Source organism: Xenorhabdus sp. PB62.4 (genome assembly GCF_014467285.1).
GTDB lineage: Bacteria > Pseudomonadota > Gammaproteobacteria > Enterobacterales > Enterobacteriaceae > Xenorhabdus.
In genome coordinates, this window is record NZ_NKHR01000009.1 from 108,537 (window position 1) to 127,696 (window position 19,160).

General features: G+C 43.5%; 14 protein-coding genes, 1 tRNA gene and 1 pseudogene. 9 read left to right on the forward strand and 7 right to left on the reverse strand.

The genetic code is table 11. The features are described 5' to 3' along the window. Positions 1 to 3 precede the first annotated feature (3 nt). Complete coding sequence (locus Xenpb_RS10215; protein WP_187654225.1) at positions 4 to 471, reverse strand: GNAT family N-acetyltransferase; 468 nt, start codon at positions 469 to 471, stop codon at positions 4 to 6. 351 nt (positions 472 to 822) lie between these two features. On the opposite strand from Xenpb_RS10215, the pseudogene Xenpb_RS10220 reads away from it, so the two are divergent. Continuing rightward, a pseudogene (locus Xenpb_RS10220) lies at positions 823 to 1,034 on the forward strand (hypothetical protein). 490 nt (positions 1,035 to 1,524) lie between these two features. Here Xenpb_RS10220 and Xenpb_RS10225 read toward each other — a convergent pair. Beyond that, positions 1,525 to 1,619, reverse strand: a tRNA-Sec gene (locus Xenpb_RS10225). Between the two features lie 243 nt (positions 1,620 to 1,862). Between Xenpb_RS10225 and prlC the strand changes: the two genes are divergently transcribed. Continuing rightward, a complete protein-coding gene (gene prlC / locus Xenpb_RS10230) occupies positions 1,863 to 3,905 on the forward strand; it encodes an oligopeptidase A (protein WP_187654226.1) in 2,043 nt (680 codons plus the stop codon). A gap of 7 nt (positions 3,906 to 3,912) precedes the next feature. Further along, positions 3,913 to 4,656: a 16S rRNA (guanine(1516)-N(2))-methyltransferase RsmJ gene (rsmJ, locus tag Xenpb_RS10235; protein ID WP_099112836.1), complete on the forward strand. Its 744-nt coding sequence runs from the start codon at positions 3,913 to 3,915 to the stop codon at positions 4,654 to 4,656. Between the two features lie 88 nt (positions 4,657 to 4,744). Here rsmJ and gdhA read toward each other — a convergent pair whose 3' ends face one another. Both gdhA and uspA read right to left on the reverse strand, forming a co-directional pair. Further along, on the reverse strand, positions 4,745 to 6,088 hold the full coding sequence (gene gdhA, locus Xenpb_RS10240) for an NADP-specific glutamate dehydrogenase (RefSeq protein WP_187654227.1): 1,344 nt from the start codon (positions 6,086 to 6,088) through the stop codon (positions 4,745 to 4,747). Between the two features lie 259 nt (positions 6,089 to 6,347). Continuing rightward, complete coding sequence (uspA, locus tag Xenpb_RS10245; protein ID WP_047962023.1) at positions 6,348 to 6,779, reverse strand: universal stress protein UspA; 432 nt, start codon at positions 6,777 to 6,779, stop codon at positions 6,348 to 6,350. Positions 6,780 to 7,062: 283 nt separating this feature from the next. Between uspA and uspB the strand changes: the two genes are divergently transcribed. Next, a complete protein-coding gene (gene uspB, locus Xenpb_RS10250) occupies positions 7,063 to 7,392 on the forward strand; it encodes a universal stress protein UspB (RefSeq protein ID WP_187654228.1) in 330 nt (109 codons plus the stop codon). 95 nt (positions 7,393 to 7,487) lie between these two features. Here uspB and pitA read toward each other — a convergent pair whose 3' ends face one another. Beyond that, the gene (pitA, locus tag Xenpb_RS10255) at positions 7,488 to 8,978 is read right to left on the reverse strand and encodes an inorganic phosphate transporter PitA (protein ID WP_187654229.1); all 1,491 of its coding nucleotides are present in this window, start codon (positions 8,976 to 8,978) and stop codon (positions 7,488 to 7,490) included. 298 nt (positions 8,979 to 9,276) lie between these two features. Here pitA and Xenpb_RS10260 point away from each other — a divergent pair, with 298 nt between their 5' ends. Beyond that, the gene (locus Xenpb_RS10260) at positions 9,277 to 10,521 is read left to right on the forward strand and encodes an NAD(P)/FAD-dependent oxidoreductase (protein WP_187654230.1); all 1,245 of its coding nucleotides are present in this window, start codon (positions 9,277 to 9,279) and stop codon (positions 10,519 to 10,521) included. A 153-nt stretch (positions 10,522 to 10,674) separates the two neighbouring features. Then, entirely contained in the window at positions 10,675 to 11,613 is a 939-nt protein-coding gene (locus Xenpb_RS10265) for an XRE family transcriptional regulator (RefSeq protein ID WP_187654231.1), read from the forward strand. An 84-nt stretch (positions 11,614 to 11,697) separates the two neighbouring features. On the opposite strand, the gene Xenpb_RS10270 is transcribed toward Xenpb_RS10265, so the two are convergent. Beyond that, the gene (locus Xenpb_RS10270) at positions 11,698 to 12,690 is read right to left on the reverse strand and encodes a DUF4435 domain-containing protein (protein WP_187654232.1); all 993 of its coding nucleotides are present in this window, start codon (positions 12,688 to 12,690) and stop codon (positions 11,698 to 11,700) included. Next, positions 12,683 to 13,633 (reverse strand): AAA family ATPase, encoded by a 951-nt coding sequence (locus Xenpb_RS10275; protein ID WP_187654233.1) that lies wholly within the window; start codon positions 13,631 to 13,633, stop codon positions 12,683 to 12,685. The genes Xenpb_RS10270 and Xenpb_RS10275 overlap by 8 nt, the downstream gene beginning before the upstream one ends. A gap of 687 nt (positions 13,634 to 14,320) precedes the next feature. Between Xenpb_RS10275 and Xenpb_RS10280 the strand changes: the two genes are divergently transcribed. The 3 genes from Xenpb_RS10280 to Xenpb_RS10290 are packed head-to-tail and all read left to right on the forward strand — an operon-like array spanning position 14,321 to position 19,148. Further along, a complete protein-coding gene (locus Xenpb_RS10280) occupies positions 14,321 to 15,451 on the forward strand; it encodes an acyl-protein synthase (RefSeq protein WP_187654234.1) in 1,131 nt (376 codons plus the stop codon). Between the two features lies 1 nt (position 15,452). After that, positions 15,453 to 17,888 (forward strand): acyl-CoA reductase, encoded by a 2,436-nt coding sequence (locus tag Xenpb_RS10285; RefSeq protein WP_187654235.1) that lies wholly within the window; start codon positions 15,453 to 15,455, stop codon positions 17,886 to 17,888. Positions 17,889 to 17,903: 15 nt separating this feature from the next. Beyond that, entirely contained in the window at positions 17,904 to 19,148 is a 1,245-nt protein-coding gene (locus tag Xenpb_RS10290) for a phenylacetate--CoA ligase family protein (RefSeq protein ID WP_187654236.1), read from the forward strand. Positions 19,149 to 19,160: the final 12 nt, after the last annotated feature.

The following is a 19,160-nucleotide window of genomic DNA, read 5'->3' on the forward strand; positions in this document are numbered from 1 at the left end:
TCATTAACTCAATAAATAGAAGCATTCTCTCTTATAAATATCCGGGCGAACTATCTGCCAAACACCATTTTCACGGTTAACGGGAGAGTAACCAAATTTTTCATATAACCAAGGCGCGGTTGAAGTTACAAGCATGATTCTTCTTAACCGTTGTATCAAAGGATGAGATTGGCAGCATGTCATCAACCAACGTCCTAGTTGTTGTTTCTGATACGCTTCTAAGACATACACATCACATAAGTAGCCGAAGGTAGCAAAATCCGTCACCAACCTCGCGAAACCTATTTGGGTTTTATCTTTGTACAACCCAAATGTCAGGCTGTTTTCAATCGCTGTCCGCACTGTTTCAAGATCAATGCCTTCTGCCCACCGGGAATGTGTAAGAAATTGGTGAATAGCGGTGATATCTAATAACGATTTATCTGTTGAGACTTGATAGTTTTCTTTTTGCCAATGGAAATATTGAGCCATGTTTTTATTCCTCCACGCCCGTTCATCGATATTATCAATATAACAAATATCTAAAACAAGAAACTAAAATAACAGGAAAATGTCCGTGTGAATGAATGCTGACTGTCAAAACCGTACTTAATCGCAACACATAAAACCGAATCATCAGTTGATACCAGATCATTTGCCGCGTTTAGCAGGTTACGAGAGTGGTCACCTTTCATTACGTGATGATTTGAAATCATCCTCGCCCTAAAGGTGATGATGAAATGAATCATAAAACACCTTTTCACATGACTGCAATGTGCGACAAATTGTCGCACATTATTCAATGCAACTTGCTAATATTCCAGTAGATACGAGGGAGAAAATATGGCCATTAGCGTTAGGTTGGATGATGAGTTTGTAAATGACGTAAAAATTCATGCAGAAGCATTCCAAAACAGATAGAGCATTGGGCTAAAATTGGTCGAATCGCAGAAGATAACCCTGATCTAACTTATTCATTCATCCATGAAATTTTACTAGCTCAAAAAGAAGTAGAACATGGGAGAATAAGTTGGAACTGTATCTGCTTGATATAGGTACCCATGAAATTTCTACCAAGAACAAAAACGACACAGAAAAACAGTTCTTCGCCTTATTAGATGATTTTCAAGCCTCTTAAAGAAAAATGACAAGTGGGACCGCGGTCCCACCTCATTAAAACAACTTATCTTCAAAAGAATGGAATAGAGCATTTACCACCAATCAGGATATTCAACATTGTCGGTGTTTTCTGCGTAATAAAACGAAGGTAAGATCCGGGAAAGCAAGACAAGCTCTATGATATGGCGTGAGAGACTTAAATCCTACTTACTCCTCTGCAAGCGGTCTCACGGTTCATCCGGAAATGGATAATAAAGGATGCGAAGCCACTATGGTGGCCGTGGATGTCATGTGAAGTGGATTGATAGTAAGGCTGATGTAGAAAATTAGCCTTTCAACGTGTCTTTTAACGAGGCTAGTCTTATGATCCTGTGATCCAGTAATCATCTATTTAGATCTTTGTGGACTTATCCGAATGATGATTATTGGCGGAAGATCACAGGAGTTGAACCTGCCAAGAGCCGCTGGCGGCCCCATCTGGATTTGAAGTCCAGCCGCCCCACCGGGGACGATGATCTTCCATTTAATAATCTAATGAAGAGCCGGGATTATAGCGCGTCTCCCAAAATATCTAAATGTCTCCGTCGTTTCGCAGATGCTTCACAGATATCTGACATAAAAAGAGCCAGATTACTCGCATAAAAGTGCGGCATTAGCATTGAACTCACGGTATCTTATCCCCATCTATCGTCAACGACCCATTGGGATATAAGGCTGGTTTCAGCGTATACCCTAACTCTAACTACACATATAAGGCGCTCATTATGACTAATCCGTTACTGACACCTTCTGCATTGCCTAAGTTCTCTGCAATTGAACCAAAACATGTCGTGCCTGCTGTGAAAGAGACGTTAGCCAACTACCGTCAAGTAATTGAGAAGATTTTGTCAGAAAATTCCGCTTTTACTTGGGATAATCTGTGCCAGCCAATTTCTGAAGAGAAGGATAAACTTGCCCGTGTATGGTCGCCTGTCAGTCATTTAAATGCCGTCAAGAACAGTCCAGAGCTGCGCGAAGTCTATGAGCAAAGCCTGTCTCTGCGTTCTGAATTCGATACTTGGCTAGGGCAACACAAAGGTCTGTATCAAGCATATAAGTCACTGAAAGCAAGTGAAGCTTTCAAAAATCTTCCCCAGCCACAGCGTAAGGTTGTTGAAGATGCTCTGCGTGATTTTGAGTTGACCGGTATTGGCCTGCCAGAAGAGAAGCAGAAACGTTACGGTGAAATTACTGCCCGTTTATCTGAGCTTGGCGCGAAGTTCGGCAATAATGTGCTGGATGCCACAATGGGATGGACCAAGCTGATTACCGATGAGTGCGATCTGGAGGGTATGCCTGAAAGTGCCAAAGCCGCCGCTAAAGCCGCTGCCGAAGCCAAAGGGCAGGAAGGATGGCTGCTGACGCTGAATATGCCAAGTTATCTGCCTGTCATGACCTATGTTGATGATAGTGAACTACGCGAGGAAATGTATTTCGCCTATACAACCCGTGCTTCCGATCAAGGGCCAAATGCCGGGAAGTGGGATAATAATGAAGTCATGGCCGAAATACTCGCATTGCGCCATGAACTCGCTCAGTTGCTAGGTTTCAAGAACTATGCTGAAAATTCCCTTGCCACCAAAATGGCTAAAACACCTCAGCAAGTGCTCGATTTCCTGAACGACCTGACCAAACGCGCCCACAAGCAAGGTGAGGAAGAGTTGGAAGCGCTAGAGGATTTCGCTGAATCTCACTACTGGGTTGATGAGCTGGAAGCATGGGATCTGGCATATTATAGCGAGAAGCAAAAACAACATGACTTCTCGATTGATGATGAGCAATTACGTCCTTACTTCCCTGAACAACGTGTGCTGGAAGGGCTGTTTGAAGTCGTTCGCCGCATTTATGGTATCACTGCCAAAGAACGCCACGATGTGGATACATGGCATCCCGATGTCCGCTTCTTTGAGTTGTATGATGATAAGCAAGTATTGCGCGGTAGTTTCTATCTGGATCTCTACGCCCGCGAGAATAAACGTGGCGGCGCATGGATGGACAGTTATGTCGGCAGAATGCGTCATGCTTCTGGTGTGCTGCAAGATCCTGTGACTTATCTGATGTGTAACTTCAACAAGCCTGTCGGGGATCAACCAGCCCTGTTCACGCACAGTGAAGTCACGACGCTGTTCCATGAGTTTGGGCACGGCCTGCATCACATGCTGACCCAAATTGAAGCGCTGGATGTGGCAGGTATCAACGGTGTGCCTTGGGATGCGGTAGAGTGTCCGAGCCAGTTTATGGAAAACTGGTGTTGGGAGCCAGAAGCGCTGGCGTTTATTTCCGGTCACTATGAAACTAAGGAACCACTGCCGCAAGAGATGCTGGATAATATGCTGGCAGCCAAAAACTATCAGGCCGCGATGAAGATCCTTCGTCAGCTTGAGTTTGGTCTGTTCGATTTCCGCCTGCATGTGGAATATGATCCAGCTAAAGGGGCGCAAATTCTGGAAACGTTGAAGTCGGTGAAAAAACAGGTGTCTGTTGTCCCATCTCCAGATTGGGGACGCTTCCCGAACTCCTTCAACCATATCTTTAATGGCGGTTATGCAGCAGGCTATTACAGCTATCTGTGGGCGGATGTTCTGGCGGCAGATGCGTATTCCCGCTTCTCTGAAGAGGGAATTTTCAATCGCACAACAGGTCAGTCATTCCTCGATAATATCCTGGCTCGTGGCGGCTCAGAAGACCCAATGACGCTGTTTGTTCGTTTCCGTGGTCGCGAACCAAAACTGGATGCTATGCTGAAAAGCTACGGCATCGCTGGATAAGAAACTTGTGAAGATTTGTTTGATTTGTGAAGAAGGCGCTGATCACAGCGCCTTATCGCTATTGGCTGAACGCTGGAATCTGGTTCATGATGAAGATTCAGTCATGGCTCTGGTACTGACTCCCGAACGGCTGGAGTTACGCAAGCGCGACGAACCCAAGCTGGGCGGAATTTATGTTGATTTTGTTGCCGGAACAATGGCTCACCGTCGCCGGTTTGGGGGCGGTCGCGGCGAAGCAGTCGCTAAGGCCGTCGGCATCAAGAAAGATTATTTACCTTCGGTTGTGGATGCGACTGCAGGTTTGGGCCGCGATGCCTTTGTGCTGGCTTCCATCGGCTGTCATGTCAGAATGTTGGAACGCCACCCGGTGGTAGCAGCATTACTGGATGATGGTCTACAGCGCGGCTATCAGGATGAAGAGATCGGTGGCTGGCTGAAAGAGCGTATGACGCTGATTCATGCTTCAAGCATTACTGCATTGACGGATATTACACCACCACCCGATGTGGTTTATCTTGACCCGATGTATCCGCATAAACAAAAAAGCGCTCTGGTTAAAAAAGAGATGCGCGTTTTCCAGTCTCTGGTCGGGGCGGATGAGGATGCTGACAGTTTACTGGCACCAGCACGGGCACTGGCGAAACGTCGGGTTGTCGTGAAACGGCCGGATTATGCCGAACCGCTGGCAGGCGTTAAAGCCTCTGCCGCGATTACCACGAAAAATCACCGTTTTGATATTTATCCCTGTTAATCAAGATCTCAACGCCGAAAAACAATCCCCATATTTTCATGGGGATTATCCGAAAATTGGCTACCAATTCACATGCCAAACTAAGCCACTACACGATCCCCTGCGCTAACATGGCATCTGCAACTTTGACAAAACCCGCAATATTTGCGCCTTGTACATAGTTAGTCTGCTTGCCTTCTCCTCCATATTCGACACAAGCATGATGGATATCGAGCATGATGTGATGTAAGCGAATATCTACTTTTTCCGCTTTCCAACTTAGACGCATCGCGTTCTGGGCCATCTCAAGGCCGGAAGTCGCTACGCCCCCCGCATTGGCGGCTTTGCCCGGCGCAAACAAAACGCCGGCTTCAAGGAAAGCATTCGTAGCAGCGATGGTTGCCGGCATATTTGCCCCTTCCGCAACTGCTTTTACCCCATTTTTAATCAGCACGTTTGCCGCGTCTGAATCCAATTCATTCTGAGTCGCACAAGGCAGGGCAATATCCACCGGAATTGACCACGGATCCTGGCCCTTGAGGAAAGTTAATCCGCGCTCTTTGGCATACTCCTCTATACGGCCGTAACGTTGATTTTTGATCTCTTCAAGATGGGCGAGTTTTTCCGGTGTAAAACCCTCTTCATCCAATACTGTGCCGCCTGAATCGGAAGCCGTAACCACTTTTGCACCCAGTTCCATACATTTTTCGATGGTATATTGTGCAACGTTTCCTGCGCCGGATACGGATACCCGCATGCCTTCCAATCCCATGCCGTGGCGTTTTAACATCTCATGGGTGAAATAAACCAAGCCATAGCCCGTGGCTTCAGGGCGGATCAGGCTTCCACCAAATGAGAGATCCTTGCCCGTGAAAACACATGCCGTATTGTTAGACAATTTTTTCATCATGCCAGCCATAAAGCCAACTTCACGACTCCCCACGCCGATATCTCCGGCGGGTACATCGGTATCCGGCCCCAAATGGCGATAAAGTTCTGTCATTAATGCCTGACAAAATCGCATGATTTCACCGTGGCTTTTTCCCTTGGGATCAAAATCAGAACCCCCTTTTCCGCCGCCCATTGGTAACGTTGTCAGCGCATTTTTCAATGTCTGTTCAAAGCCCAAGAATTTCAGGATAGAAAGGTTAACCGAAGGATGAAAACGCATCCCACCTTTAAATGGCCCAATGGCAGAACTAAACTGAACCCGCCATGCACGGTTAACCTGTACTTTTCCTTGGTCATCCACCCAGCAGACGCGGAATTGAATAATCCTTTCCGGCTCGACCAGACGTTCCAATAATCCTTGCTCACAATATTGCGGGTTTTGTTGAAGAAAAGGCCAGAGAGAGGTCAACACTTCTCGTACTGCCTGTAGGTATTCTGGTTGATGCTGATTGCGGGACTGAACCGAATCGAGAAATGTGACTAAAGATGATGCAACATTCATTTAGGGCTTCCTTTTTGTCATTCAGAAGTGATGACCCCCAGCCATTTTCCATATTATTTTTTTGTCGAAAATGTGAGGTAATTACGGTTTGCTTTCTGAATATAGCACCGTTTTATGCTTACATTTCAACAACTATTTTTTATTAATTTCTTTAAAAATAGCTTTGACAATTTCTAAAGCAGTTTCATTGTCTTTTCTAAGGGCAAAAAAATCGCCTGCATAAGCAGGCGATTTTATAGAATAAAATTTCAACCGAAGATTATTCTTCATCACGCAAAGGCACGATCAACATATCAACATGAACAGTGTTAATAAGCTGACGCGCTGAAGACATCAACTTGCTCCAAAAATCCTGATGATGACCACATACAACCAGATCCATATCGTATTGTTTGATGGCATCAACAAGGACTTGCCCTAAATCACCACTGCCACTCAACGTTTCCTGAACAGGGTAACCTGCGCTGGCAGACAGCTCTTTCAGGGATTTACGGGTTTCATCCGCGATACGTTCTTGCATATCGCCAAGATTAACGTCAATCAGGCCGGTATAAAGATCGGAGTAGTTTACATCAACATGGATCAGGGAAACTTTGGCATTGTACGGTTTTGCCATTGACACAGCTTTCTCCACCAAAATCTGACTTTCTGGTGATAGATCAACCGCAACAAGAATATGTTTGTAAGCCATAAGAGCTCCTTCCATAACGTCGATTAAATGGATTGGCAGCACTAAATGCTGTGATTTAATGTTTATACTATAACTGCTCAATGTACCTTTTGAGTGTTGTTTTGATCACAACTTATTGTTTTTCTTTCTTCCTTAAATAAAGCCCCCCATTTCATTCTTTCTTCAATACACAGGGCACTGTATTTTCTTCTAAAATTTAATATAGTTATTATTCACATTAGAATCTTTTCGGTTGATTTCTTCTTTCTGGCAGCATTTGTTGCCGCTATAAGCAGGAGGAAGTATGTTCAATGCTATTGCACTCTTTTGGGCAGTTTGCTTTATCTGCATTATTAACATGGTTCGCTACTTTTCTTCGCTCCGTGCACTATTGTCAATCTTGCGCGAGTCAGATCCCATGCTGTATCAGTCGGTTGATGGTAATGGTTTTTTTACAACCAATAGTCAATTCAGCAAACAGTTTCGGCTCGTGCGCTATATCAATTCGCAAAGTTATATCAACCATCATGATCCCGATGTCATCTTGTTGTGCGAAAGGCTGAGAAAGCAATTTATATTGACGGAAGTGTTGTTTGGGGCTGGTGTGTTATGCCTGATAATAATCGTTGTTTGAACGGGTTTGAGAAACTAACGTGAACAGAAAAAAGTCAGAAATAAAAAAGGGTTGGCTTACCAACACAGTAGCCAACCCTTTTTTCTAAGATGTCATTAGATCAGTTTCAAGGCAATCCAATACAGAATACCTGACAATCCAATGGAAATAGGCAGAGTCAGAACCCACGCCAGCATGATATTTTTGATGGTCTTGCTTTGGACACCACCACCATCAACCAGCATTGTTCCCGCTACAGCAGAAGAAAGTACCTGTGTCGTAGATACTGGCATTCCCGTATAACTTGCAACACCAATGGAAACTGCGGCGGTAACTTGAGCAGAAACACCCTGGGCATAAGTCATGCCTTTTTTGCCAATCTTCTCACCAATGGTCACAGCAACACGCTTCCACCCTACCATGGTGCCCAAAGACAGAGCGAGCGCCACAGCAACGATGATCCACAACGGTGCATATTCCACGGTATTCAGCAGATCTTTGCGCAGCTTATTCAGGAAACGAGCATCTTCAATACTGGTTTCCGGCAACTTAGCCACGGAGCTGGCGGTATCAGTGATACACATCAGCATACGACGCATACTGTTGCGTTGCTCCGGCGTCAACTCGCTGAAACTCTGGATATTCCCCAGCATATTTTCAGTCTTGTTCAAAATCACCAGAGCGCGTGAGTTATCACAATGGAACTCCATATCCAATTGGTCTTCCACAGAAGCGATAGCTGGAGCCAACTCAATCGCATGAGCCAGTGCCGGGCTGTGCTGCTCATAATATTGCTGCAAATGGACAACAGCATCATGAGTACGGGCAATATCATAACTGGTTGAGTTCATATTGACGACGAAGCCCGCAGGCGCAACGCCAATCAGAACCAGCATGATCAAACCAATACCTTTCTGGCCGTCATTGGCTCCGTGGGAGAAGCTCACACCAACAGCAGAAAGAATCAGGGCAGTACGTGTCCAGAATGGCGGTTTGCGTTTACCATCCTGTTTTTCACGCTCGACAGGCGTCATATGGATACGGCGACGTTTTTTCGTACCGCTCCAATAGCGGCGCAACAAAAACACCATCGCTCCGGCAATGACCAGACCAATCAGAGGAGACAGGATCAAGGACATAAAAATCTGTATCATCTTCGGAATATTCAACGCATCCACTACCGAAGAACTGGTCACTATCGCATTGGTCAAGCCGATGCCGATAATAGAACCAATCAACGTATGGGAACTGGATGCTGGAATACCGAAGTACCACGTACCTAAATTCCAGATAATCGCTGCCAGCAGCATGGAGAAAACCATAGCCAACCCGTGAGCCGAACTGACATTTAGCAGAAGATCCGTAGGCAGCAGATGCACAATCGCATAAGCGACACTTAATCCACCAAGGAGAACACCCAAAAAGTTAAAAACCCCTGCCATGACAACGGCAAGCTGCGAACGCATCGCCCGGGTATAAATAACAGTTGCTACTGCGTTTGCGGTATCATGAAACCCATTGATGGCTTCATAGAAAAGCACAAACAACAGAGCAAGCACTAACATAAGGCCGGTATAAAATTCCAGGCCAGTAAACAGATGTAGCATAAACGTTAAGCCAGTTAGTAGGACATGAACGCGCGCATTATCAGTGACAAACGTTAGCGGGAAAAGAGAAATATGACCTTTTTTTGATTTAATGACAATAAAATGCCATAAAATTCCTCATATTTATCAAATATATCAAATGGTTATTTAATTTTAATATTTTGATATTTTTTTGATAAAAAATAACTTTTGCCAGCCAAAAGTGAAACTAAATGCGTATTTTTCTCCGTAGTTCGTGAATACAACCCCCACAATGCGGTGATTTCCTATAATTAACTCGGCCAGAAGAGACAGGCGAATGGAAAAATTTGATGTAGTTATTATCGGTGCCGGCGCTGCTGGCTTGTTTTGTGCTGCTCAGGCAGGGCAAGCCGGATTAAATGTTCTGGTATTGGATAATGGCAAAAAAGCGGGGCGCAAAATTTTGATGTCCGGTGGCGGACGCTGTAATTTTACCAATATGTACACCGAACCCGCCGCATATCTTTCTGCCAACCCGCATTTTTGTAAGTCAGCACTTGCTCGCTACACACAGTGGGATTTTATTGATCTGGTACAACGCTATAGTATCCCTTATCACGAAAAAACATTGGGCCAGCTTTTCTGCGATGACTCCGCTCAACAAATTATCGACCTCCTTTTAAAAGAATGCAAACTCGGCGGTGTCACTATTCGCTTGCGTAGTGAAGTCACCCACGTAGAAAAGAAAGAGCGGGGTTTTGTTATTACGGCTTCAGGAAAAGAAGTAAACACACACTCACTTGTTGTTGCGTCTGGTGGTCTATCTATGCCCGGTTTGGGCGCCACGCCTTTCGGTTACCGTATCGCAGAACAATTTGGTCTCAATATCCTGCCTACACGTGCGGCATTAGTGCCGTTTACCCTGCATAAGCCTCTACTGGAACAACTGCAAACACTTTCTGGTGTCGCGGTTCCTTCTGTTGTCACCGCAAAAGATGGCACCGTATTCAGGGAAAATATCCTGTTCACCCATCGCGGTCTTTCCGGCCCGGCTATTTTGCAGATTTCCAGTTATTGGCAACACGGTGAGTATGTGAGTATTAACTTACTTCCTGATACAGACCTAGAGAGCTTTCTGGAACAAGAGCGGGAATCTCATCCTAACCAGAGTTTGAAAAACACACTGGCTAAGCTCCTGCCTAAACGTTTGGTGGAATGTTTACAGTCTTTCGGGCAATTGCCGGAACTGTCTCTGAAACAACTTAATTCCGCCCAGAAAAAAGAGTTGATCGCGACCCTGCAATGCTGGCAGGTGCAACCGAATGGGACAGAAGGTTATCGCACTGCGGAAGTAACTCTTGGTGGCGTGGATACGAATGAATTGTCCTCAAAAACAATGGAAGCCCATAAGGTGAAAGGGTTGTACTTTATCGGTGAAGTGGTTGATGTAACCGGCTGGCTCGGTGGGTATAACTTCCAATGGGCGTGGAGTTCGGGGTGGGCTTGTGCGCAGGCTTTGATCGCTTTGTGTAGAGATAATCAAGTTAAGCCGACTACATTAACTACAGATAAGATCATTTAAAGAGCTTCAACGAGCTCTAGATATTGACCACTGTATAACGCATTATCAGAGACAACAGCGTGCAAATTCTAAGGCAAAACAGCCTCAGTTTTAGCAATGGCATCTTGTGCCGTGAGAGAAAGTGCGCTGTCTGTCTGCTATGAGGACTAACTAATGACAAGTGAAGCTTTTGTAGAACTAGCCTTACGGGTTTTATCCTGCACTCAGAAACAACTTTCCAGCAAGCTTGACGTCTCTCCTACTCAAATCACTAAGTGGAAAAAAGGCGAACATATGTCTCTGGATATGGAAAAAAAATTCAGAGACATCACAAAAATAGGTGAGCTAGACCCCAAATTTGTTCTTTGGGCAGGATCTTACGAAAATGCCCTTGGTTGGCAAAAAATCATCTCCCAATTAGCTGATATTTCACATGAAAATGAAGAAACGGGGTACACTACAGCCCTCTTACAGGATGATATGCTTTTTTTATGTTCAGATGTTTGCAGTATACTGACAGATATGGGGGTAAAACCACCGGAATCATTCCCTAAAGAGTTAAGTTATGAAGATGAAGATGATGAGAAAATCTGGAAGTTAATCGAAGAAGAAGAAAATAATTACATCAATGTCATCTATGAAATCTTTAATGCCCTGAATAATGTTTATGGTTTCTATGCTGCCTACGTTGCTGATCTTATATACGATGAGGAGTTAAATTTATTTGAAACGGAAGCAATAAACATCGAGCCTGCACTAATTAGTTTAGCCGCTTGTAAGATCGATATTGATATACGATTCGCGCCTAAGCAAAAAGAATTTAGGTATAAAATAATAAAGAACTACGAAGAATGGCTCAACATTGTCAAGAATAAAGCCTTCCAGTCTGGAGTTCCCCTCAGAGCAGAATTATTATCATTAATTCATGATTCAGACGCTAAGCTCGGTCATGCGGCTGAAGCTGAAAGTTTGGGTGTTAACTCTTCACGTATTCACCCTGATATTTATATGAACGAACTTTTAGTCGGCATGCGAGTAATTCATCAGGTTCTTCCTGCTATATTGGAAAAACTGGATATAGATTTTAAGTTAGATATGACCAAGATAAGATAATTTTCTTGCCTAAAATGATTTATTTTTTTCTAAAAAAACCGGAACAGAACTTTAAGCCACCTCCTTTTGAGGTGGTATTTGCAATTACACGCTATTTAAGTTGTTCAGCTTATTAAGTATTTTCTTAAAGAAAATATTTCCAGAAAAAGCCTGACTGTTATACATAAGTCCTTCTACAACACAACGCTCCTTAAAATGATTGTGAATTTCACGAATTCTATCGTTTTTATTCTTTTGAGGGATATTCAATCTTTTTACAGTCTCAATATCAGCATTTCTATTTGAAGATATAATTTTCTTTATCATATTCTTAACTACTGCATCATGGATAAAATGTCCATTAGTAAACATGTAAGCCGTTTCTGGCACGATTCCATGACTTTTTAGTTTTTCTTTAAATTCTTCGAACTCTTTGTTATTCACTACATCAGATAATAAATCTCTCACATAAGAAGAAGATTTTTCTTTTATTTTATCTAACTCTATTTTATTAACACATAGTTTTTCATCTAATAAAGAGCTTCCATCAGTTATCGTTATAGCTAACATGAAATCTTTTTCTTTATATTTATTCCAATCCATATTATGTAAATAGCCAAATACACATAATGCGTCATAAATAGCCAGAGAGTACGCATTCAAAGCCATATTAATTTCAGATGAAACCTTCTCCTGATAATAACATTTATTTAAAATATCATATATTGACTCATGGCAACATATAAGGCTCTCTCGTGAATAGCAAAAAGTATGCAGAACAAATGGATTTCTGTTCATTTCTTTTGCATTTTCATGCCGTTCAGGACAAATGAAATCAAAATCACTATCTATACCGACAATTAAATTAGAATGAAGATTAATATATTCCTTTTCCAATATCCTCTTACCTGACACGTTTGATTTTGAATATGGTTTCACGACATATCTATCAGGGTAACTAAGTGAAACCACTAATTCCCAAAACAAACGATCAGATGGATTTTCGATCCATAATATTCCTGCCGCTATTCCAGATCTTTGTTTATTATAAGCAGAAATAAATTTTGATGACTTTAAAATGTCAGAAAAATCATCCACTTAACATCTCCGTAGTAATCTGTTTTATATCAACATATGAGTCCATGTAACCATCCATGATAATGGCAGGACTATGTGTAACAACCATAATTTGGCACTGATTATTAATTTCCAGAATATTATCTATTAGTTTTTCTTGCCAGTTAAGATGCAAAGAAATCTCTGGTTCGTCCATTAACAAAAATGTTGGTTTACCTTGTGTATTAGCTATCTTAGTTAAAATATAGATAATTTGTCGTTCACCAGAGGATAGATTTTCTAATGCTATTAACCTGTTACTTTTATTATCATAAAAATTCACGCTTTCATTATTTATAATCTTTACGTATTTCCCACTATCAGTCAATAATAATGTCATCACAGTTTCAAATTTCTTAGCTTGAGAACTATCTTTGATCTGCATCAGTTTTTTTAGATCATCATCTAATTCCCAATCCAAAATATTTTTAGTTCTTCCATCACTTTTAGTTATTTCTTGATGCGCGTTTGCTGACATATTTAATGTTGATATGTAGCAAACATTAACCTCTTTAGATAACTTCTCCATTAGAGAGTCATTAGAATAAGTTATAATATCATGATGAATAGCACCTTTTTTTTTATTTATCTTATTAACCACTTCCGATATAATATTCAAATGTGATATTTCACCTTTAATATCAAAGTCTTCTAGTAATTTATCTAAATATTTTGATATGGCAACTTCATCGTTATTTATGAATGAAATTATCTCACCAGTATTGAAAGTTAGTGCCGCTTTTTCACATAAAGTTAGCTCATGACAATTAATATCACCAGTTAATAATGCATTCAATATTTTTAAAACTGTCGTTTTTCCTAATCCATTTTTCCCGACCAAGACATTAACTTCTTTGAAATCCAGTTCAATATTCTTTTGACCAAAAAGTCGTTCAATTTTAAGCTTTTTTAACCGTAAAGACATAATCAAATTCTCATCAGTATGCATTATGACAGTATAAACCATCACTGTGTCTAGTTGCTTTTTCCAACCAACCTATTGCCGTTTACCCGCGAAGGGGTATCCAGAATGATTAACAATAGTATAACCGTCTAGTTTTCCTAATCCATCGAGAAAAGTTATAGCATGACTTTCAGAGATAAAGAATGTACATCACCTTATTCCCCCCGCTCCCGTCCTTCATAACCACAGCCTCATCCCTCAGGCTTCCTGGATTTTCTTTCCTCCCTCTCAGCGACAACCAACAATAACATAATAACAATTAATGAAACACATGTATTAAACAATGATTACCAAAAACATAAAAACGAAGCAAAACATTAGAAAAATGATTTGATTGTTACTATATGGTTTGGAATAATGCGCCCCGCAAATACAGGACTGACATTGACTATAAAAATGTAAATAAACGCTAAATAATATCGGTTATAAGCTAATTTTACCAAAATTAGACTTGATTACTGTCAGAAACCAAAAGTATCATCCTCCACCAAGGCTCAAAGAATTAATTAAGATAGCCTCTTTTTTCATTACATTAGGTAACGAATAAAGCCTATCAAAAATGATTACATTCAGTACGCGAACACACTAATTAATTAAAGTTTTTAATTAATTATCCTATGTAGTTGTTACTAAAGAATGAGTCTCAATATGCAAAATTTACCTCACGTCAAAGCACTGTGTGCTGTCACACACCCTTATCGTGCTTGTGCCGAATATGATGCATTATTTGATGCCGCCATGCGTGAACTGACGCTGTATCACTGCGAGCATACTCTTGGCTATAAGCAATGGCTGGCAGATCATGGTTTAGATAAACAGGCGATAATGGCACTGGAAGATTGGTCAAGCCTGCCGTTGCTATTTGCCAATTACTTCAAGCGTAATTTGATACTCAGTGATAGTGCACAAGATGCGCTGGAACTGACTTCTTCCGGAACCACCGGACAGAAAAGCCGCATGCGCTATGATGCTGAAAGTATTACGGCTGCCCAACATATGGTGGACTGTATTTTCGACTATTATGGCTGGAATACGCCCGATCAACCATGCAACTATCTGCTATTCAACTACGAACCCGCAGGTGCTATTACGCTGGGTACGGCCTATACCGATCAGTTTTTGGCTAAATATGCCCCCGTAAATCGCGCTTATTATGCTTTGCGTCACAATGGCCAAGGCAATGAATTTGATCCTTTCGGTACAATTGCCGCACTCCAACAATTCGCTGAAGAAGGGTTGCCGGTACGTATTTTCGGCTTTCCCGCTTTCCTGTGGTTTACCCTGCAAAGAATGGAGCAAATGGGGCTTCCTGCACTGAAATTGCATCCAGAGTCACTGGTTTTTCTCGGTGGAGGCTGGAAAACTCATGCCGATAAATCCATCCCTAAACTGAAACTGTATCAACGTCTGACTGAACAACTAGGTATCCCTGATATTCGCTGCCGCGATGGTTATGGCTCAGTGGAACATCCTGTGCCTTATGTTGAATGTTCCCATCATAATTTTCATGTCCCGGTCTATGCCCGGGCTTACGTGCGCCATACCGCCAATTTGTCGCGCCAGCCTTATGGAGAACCTGGATTTCTGCACTTCGCATCGCCTTATATCACTTCCTGTCCTGCCCACAGCATCGTCACAAATGATCTTGCCATACTGCATTCCGCTGACAGTTGTGGCTGTGAATTGGACACTGACTGGTTTGAATTGCTTGGCCGTGCCGGTACCAGCAAAAATCGTAGTTGTGCTATCGCCGCTTCAGAATTGATTAAGAGATCTTGATATGTCTTCCGTAAATACAATTTCCGTAAGTTCAATGAATATTCCAATATCTCCAGCGCCACTGGCAGGTCAAAACATCACAAAATTACGTGAGCGGCTACCTGAGTTGCTGGCTCGTCCTCATACTTCCGGGCAAGTGCTGGATTGTGCACAACGTTTCGCAGATTATCTGTCCAATCTGGATGATCATCCCCTGTTTGATGCGCAAGCCCGAAAAGCGCTTAGTACATTCTGCCAACGTCAGGCGTTAGAAACCAAACTGGAGCGGGAACTTGGAAAAAATGCCTTTTCACTGCGTCGATTCGATTATGACCAGAATCGCTATGAGGCTTGGAAACCTCTGGGATTAGTCGTCCATATTACTCCCTCCAATGCGGCACTACTGCCTTTTATGGCTGTTATCGAAAGCTTGTTGGTCGGTAATATCAACTGGCTGCGTCCCAGTAGCAGCGATAATGGGTTTAGTTCGCAACTGTTAGCGGAATTCTTGGCATACGATATTTCAGGTGATTTAGCTGATCGGGTAGCAGTATTACCATTGCCTGTAACACAACTGGCAGAATTACTGAATCAGGCTGATGCTGTTTCTGCCTGGGGAGGCGATTATTCTCTGGCATCTATTCGATCCCAATTACCGACAGGTTGCCGTTGGATAGATTGGGGACACCGCATCAGTTTTGCCTGGCTAAGCCCAGAAGTAATTGATGATACCCTGTTAGATGCGTTGGCTGATGATATTTGCCGTTTTGATCAGCAAGCCTGTTCCAGCCCGCAATGCCTGCTGGTCGATAGTGATGATCCAAATGTTTTACAGCATGTCGGACAACGCATGGCTGCCGCCCTGCAACGTCGTTCCGGGTTACATCCGGCATTGAAACCGGATATTCAGGAAGCCGCTGAAATTACAACCCAAACTGCGTTTCAACAACTCGATCTCTCTTTTACGCAGGTAAACGGCGAAGTCTGGCAAGCAGACGGATGGCGGGTGATCTGGCGACACGAAGAAGAACTGGCTTCGTCCCCTCTGTTCCGCACATTGCAGATACGCCCGGCTCCGCGTCAACGCCTGTGTTCTATTTTGCAACCTTGGCGTAATCACCTGCAAACCTGTGCGTTGATGGCTCGTCAGGAATCAATAACCGAGATGAGCCATGCGCTGATCGCAGCAGGTATTAGCCGTATCACGCCGGCGGGACAGATGCATGATGGCTATAGCGGTGAGCCACACGATGGCGTTTATGCACTATCGCGCCTGACTAAACGAGTCTCGGTCAGTCTGTCCCCAGATTTAATGGCAGGCTGCGCCCATCTTGATATTTCTCCATCGCGTCCAAATGGGCTGGAAAATCTGCCTGTCATGAATAAAGCCGATTTTCATGCACTGGTTCCGAATGAAAAATCCCGCCTGTTTTTCCGCAGCGGTGGCAGTAGCGGTGAGCCTAAACTGGCCGCATATAGCTATCAGGATTATCACCGACAAATGCAGGCCGCAGCCGATGGCGTATTCGCTTCTGGACTTGAACCCGCGACTGATCGGGTGATGAATCTGTTGTATGGCGGAAAATTGTACGGTGGCATGATGAGCTTTTTCACCATTCTGGATAAATTGGGAGTAGCCCAATATCCAATGGGCGGCCCTGCTGATAATGATTTCCGTGAAATCGCCGATTTCATCGTACAACAACGTATTAATACGCTGGTGGGAATGCCAAGCACATTGCATCGGTTATTCCTGAATGAGGAAGCCAAACTGCGTCAATATGGCGGTATTCGTAAGCTATTTTTGGGTGGTGAACACCTGAACATGAGCCAGCGGCACTTCCTGACCGGCTTTGGCGTTACCCTGATACGTTCAACCATCTACGGTACAGTAGATGCCGGCCCTGTAGGTCATGGATGTGCCGCCAGCGAAGACGGTGTTTTCCATTTAATGACCGATACCCAATGGCTGGAAATTCTCAATGTCGATAATGATCAACCCGTCGCTGATGGTGAAACAGGCCGTCTGGTATTTACTTCCCTGCATCGTGAGGCACAACCTGTCCAACGTTATGATTTAGGCGATCTCGGTTGCTGGATCAATCAACCCTGTTCCTGTGGCCTTTCTTCCCCTCGCTTCCGTTTGATGGGACGTAGTGGTGCTTTGTTACGTGTGGGTAGCATTTTCGTCAATCTGGCAGATTTGTCTCAACAACTGAGCTTACCCGTGCAATGGATAATCGAGCATAACAGTAACGGCATCGATAGCATTCAGCTATTGGTTGATGGTTCCGAGCCAGCAATAGTGCGCCAGCGTTTATTACAGAATGCAAAACTCGCCGAAGTGGTTAATGGAAAGCTACTGAATTTAGATATTATTTCCACACCCGTTACTCAATTTCGCCAAAATACACATAGCGGAAAATCACCATTATTCATCGATTTGCGTAAATATTAAGTGGGTAAAATTCAGATGATGACCAGAACAGCATTAATTGATTTGCTCCAACATGCACGCGAACATTCTGCTTATTACAAAGCACTCTACCAATCCATTCCCGAGAACTGGGCGTTGAAAGATTTGCCTCTCGTGAAGCCCAGTGATTACTGGGCACATTCAAACGATTTACAAACATGGCCGGTACTGACTGCACCACTGGCAGGCGGTCATGTATATAAAACGGGTGGCTCAACCAGCGATGGACGGTTGTCAGTTTTCAGTCAACAAGAGTGGCAAGCATTTATTCACGCCTTTGGGCAAGGTATTGCCCGCCAGTTGAAAGTCGGGGATCGTGTAGCCAACCTGTTTTTTGCTGGCGATCTGTATACCAGCTTCATATTTATCCACGGTGCATTGTCAAATTCGTCACTCCCCATATTGGAGTATCCTTTTACCTGCAAGGTTGAAGATGATTTGCTGGTTAACAATATTCAACTGCATAACATCAATGTGCTGGCGGGTGTACCCGTTCAGTTAATCCGCCTGGCTCACTATCTGAAAGATACAGGACAAACACTGCCGATGGTGGAGACCATTTTGTACGGTGGGGAGAGCCTGTTTGATTCACAGATAGCTATCATACAGCAGGTTTTTCCTAATGCGCGTTTGGGCTCAATAGGCTGTGCCAGCGTTGATGCCGGCTTGATCGGCTTTGCTGATCCTGAGTGCCAGCAAGGAGAACACCGGGTATTTGAAGAAGACACAATTATCGAAATCGTGGATGAGATTACTCATCAACCCATTACGACTCCGGGTAAATGCGGCCTGCTCGTTGTCACCAATCTACAACGAAAACTCATGCCAGTGATCCGCTATCCGACTGGTGATATGGCTTGCTGGTGTGAACCAGAACAGATGCACCGCAAGTTCGCCCTGCAAGGGCGTGCCAATCAAGGCTACCGTATCCGGTTTGGCACACTTTCATTATTCCCTGATGATTTAGCCGCACAACTGTCGCAGCAAACGGAGCTTCTGGCCTGGCAACTAGAGCTAAGTCAGCAGGCAGGGGAAGATAAAATCAGACTGTTAGTGGCAAGTCTTCAAACTGTCGATACCGACAAGATACGTCATAGGGTACTGACGGCTTTTCCTAATCTGGCTGAGGCCAACATACATCAAAGTATGTTGGAGATTGTGCAAACCAATATCGATGGTATGTATACGCACCCCCGATCGGGAAAATTGCAGCGAGTTGTGGATCTGCGTAGTTATAACTAAAGGTTGAAATCG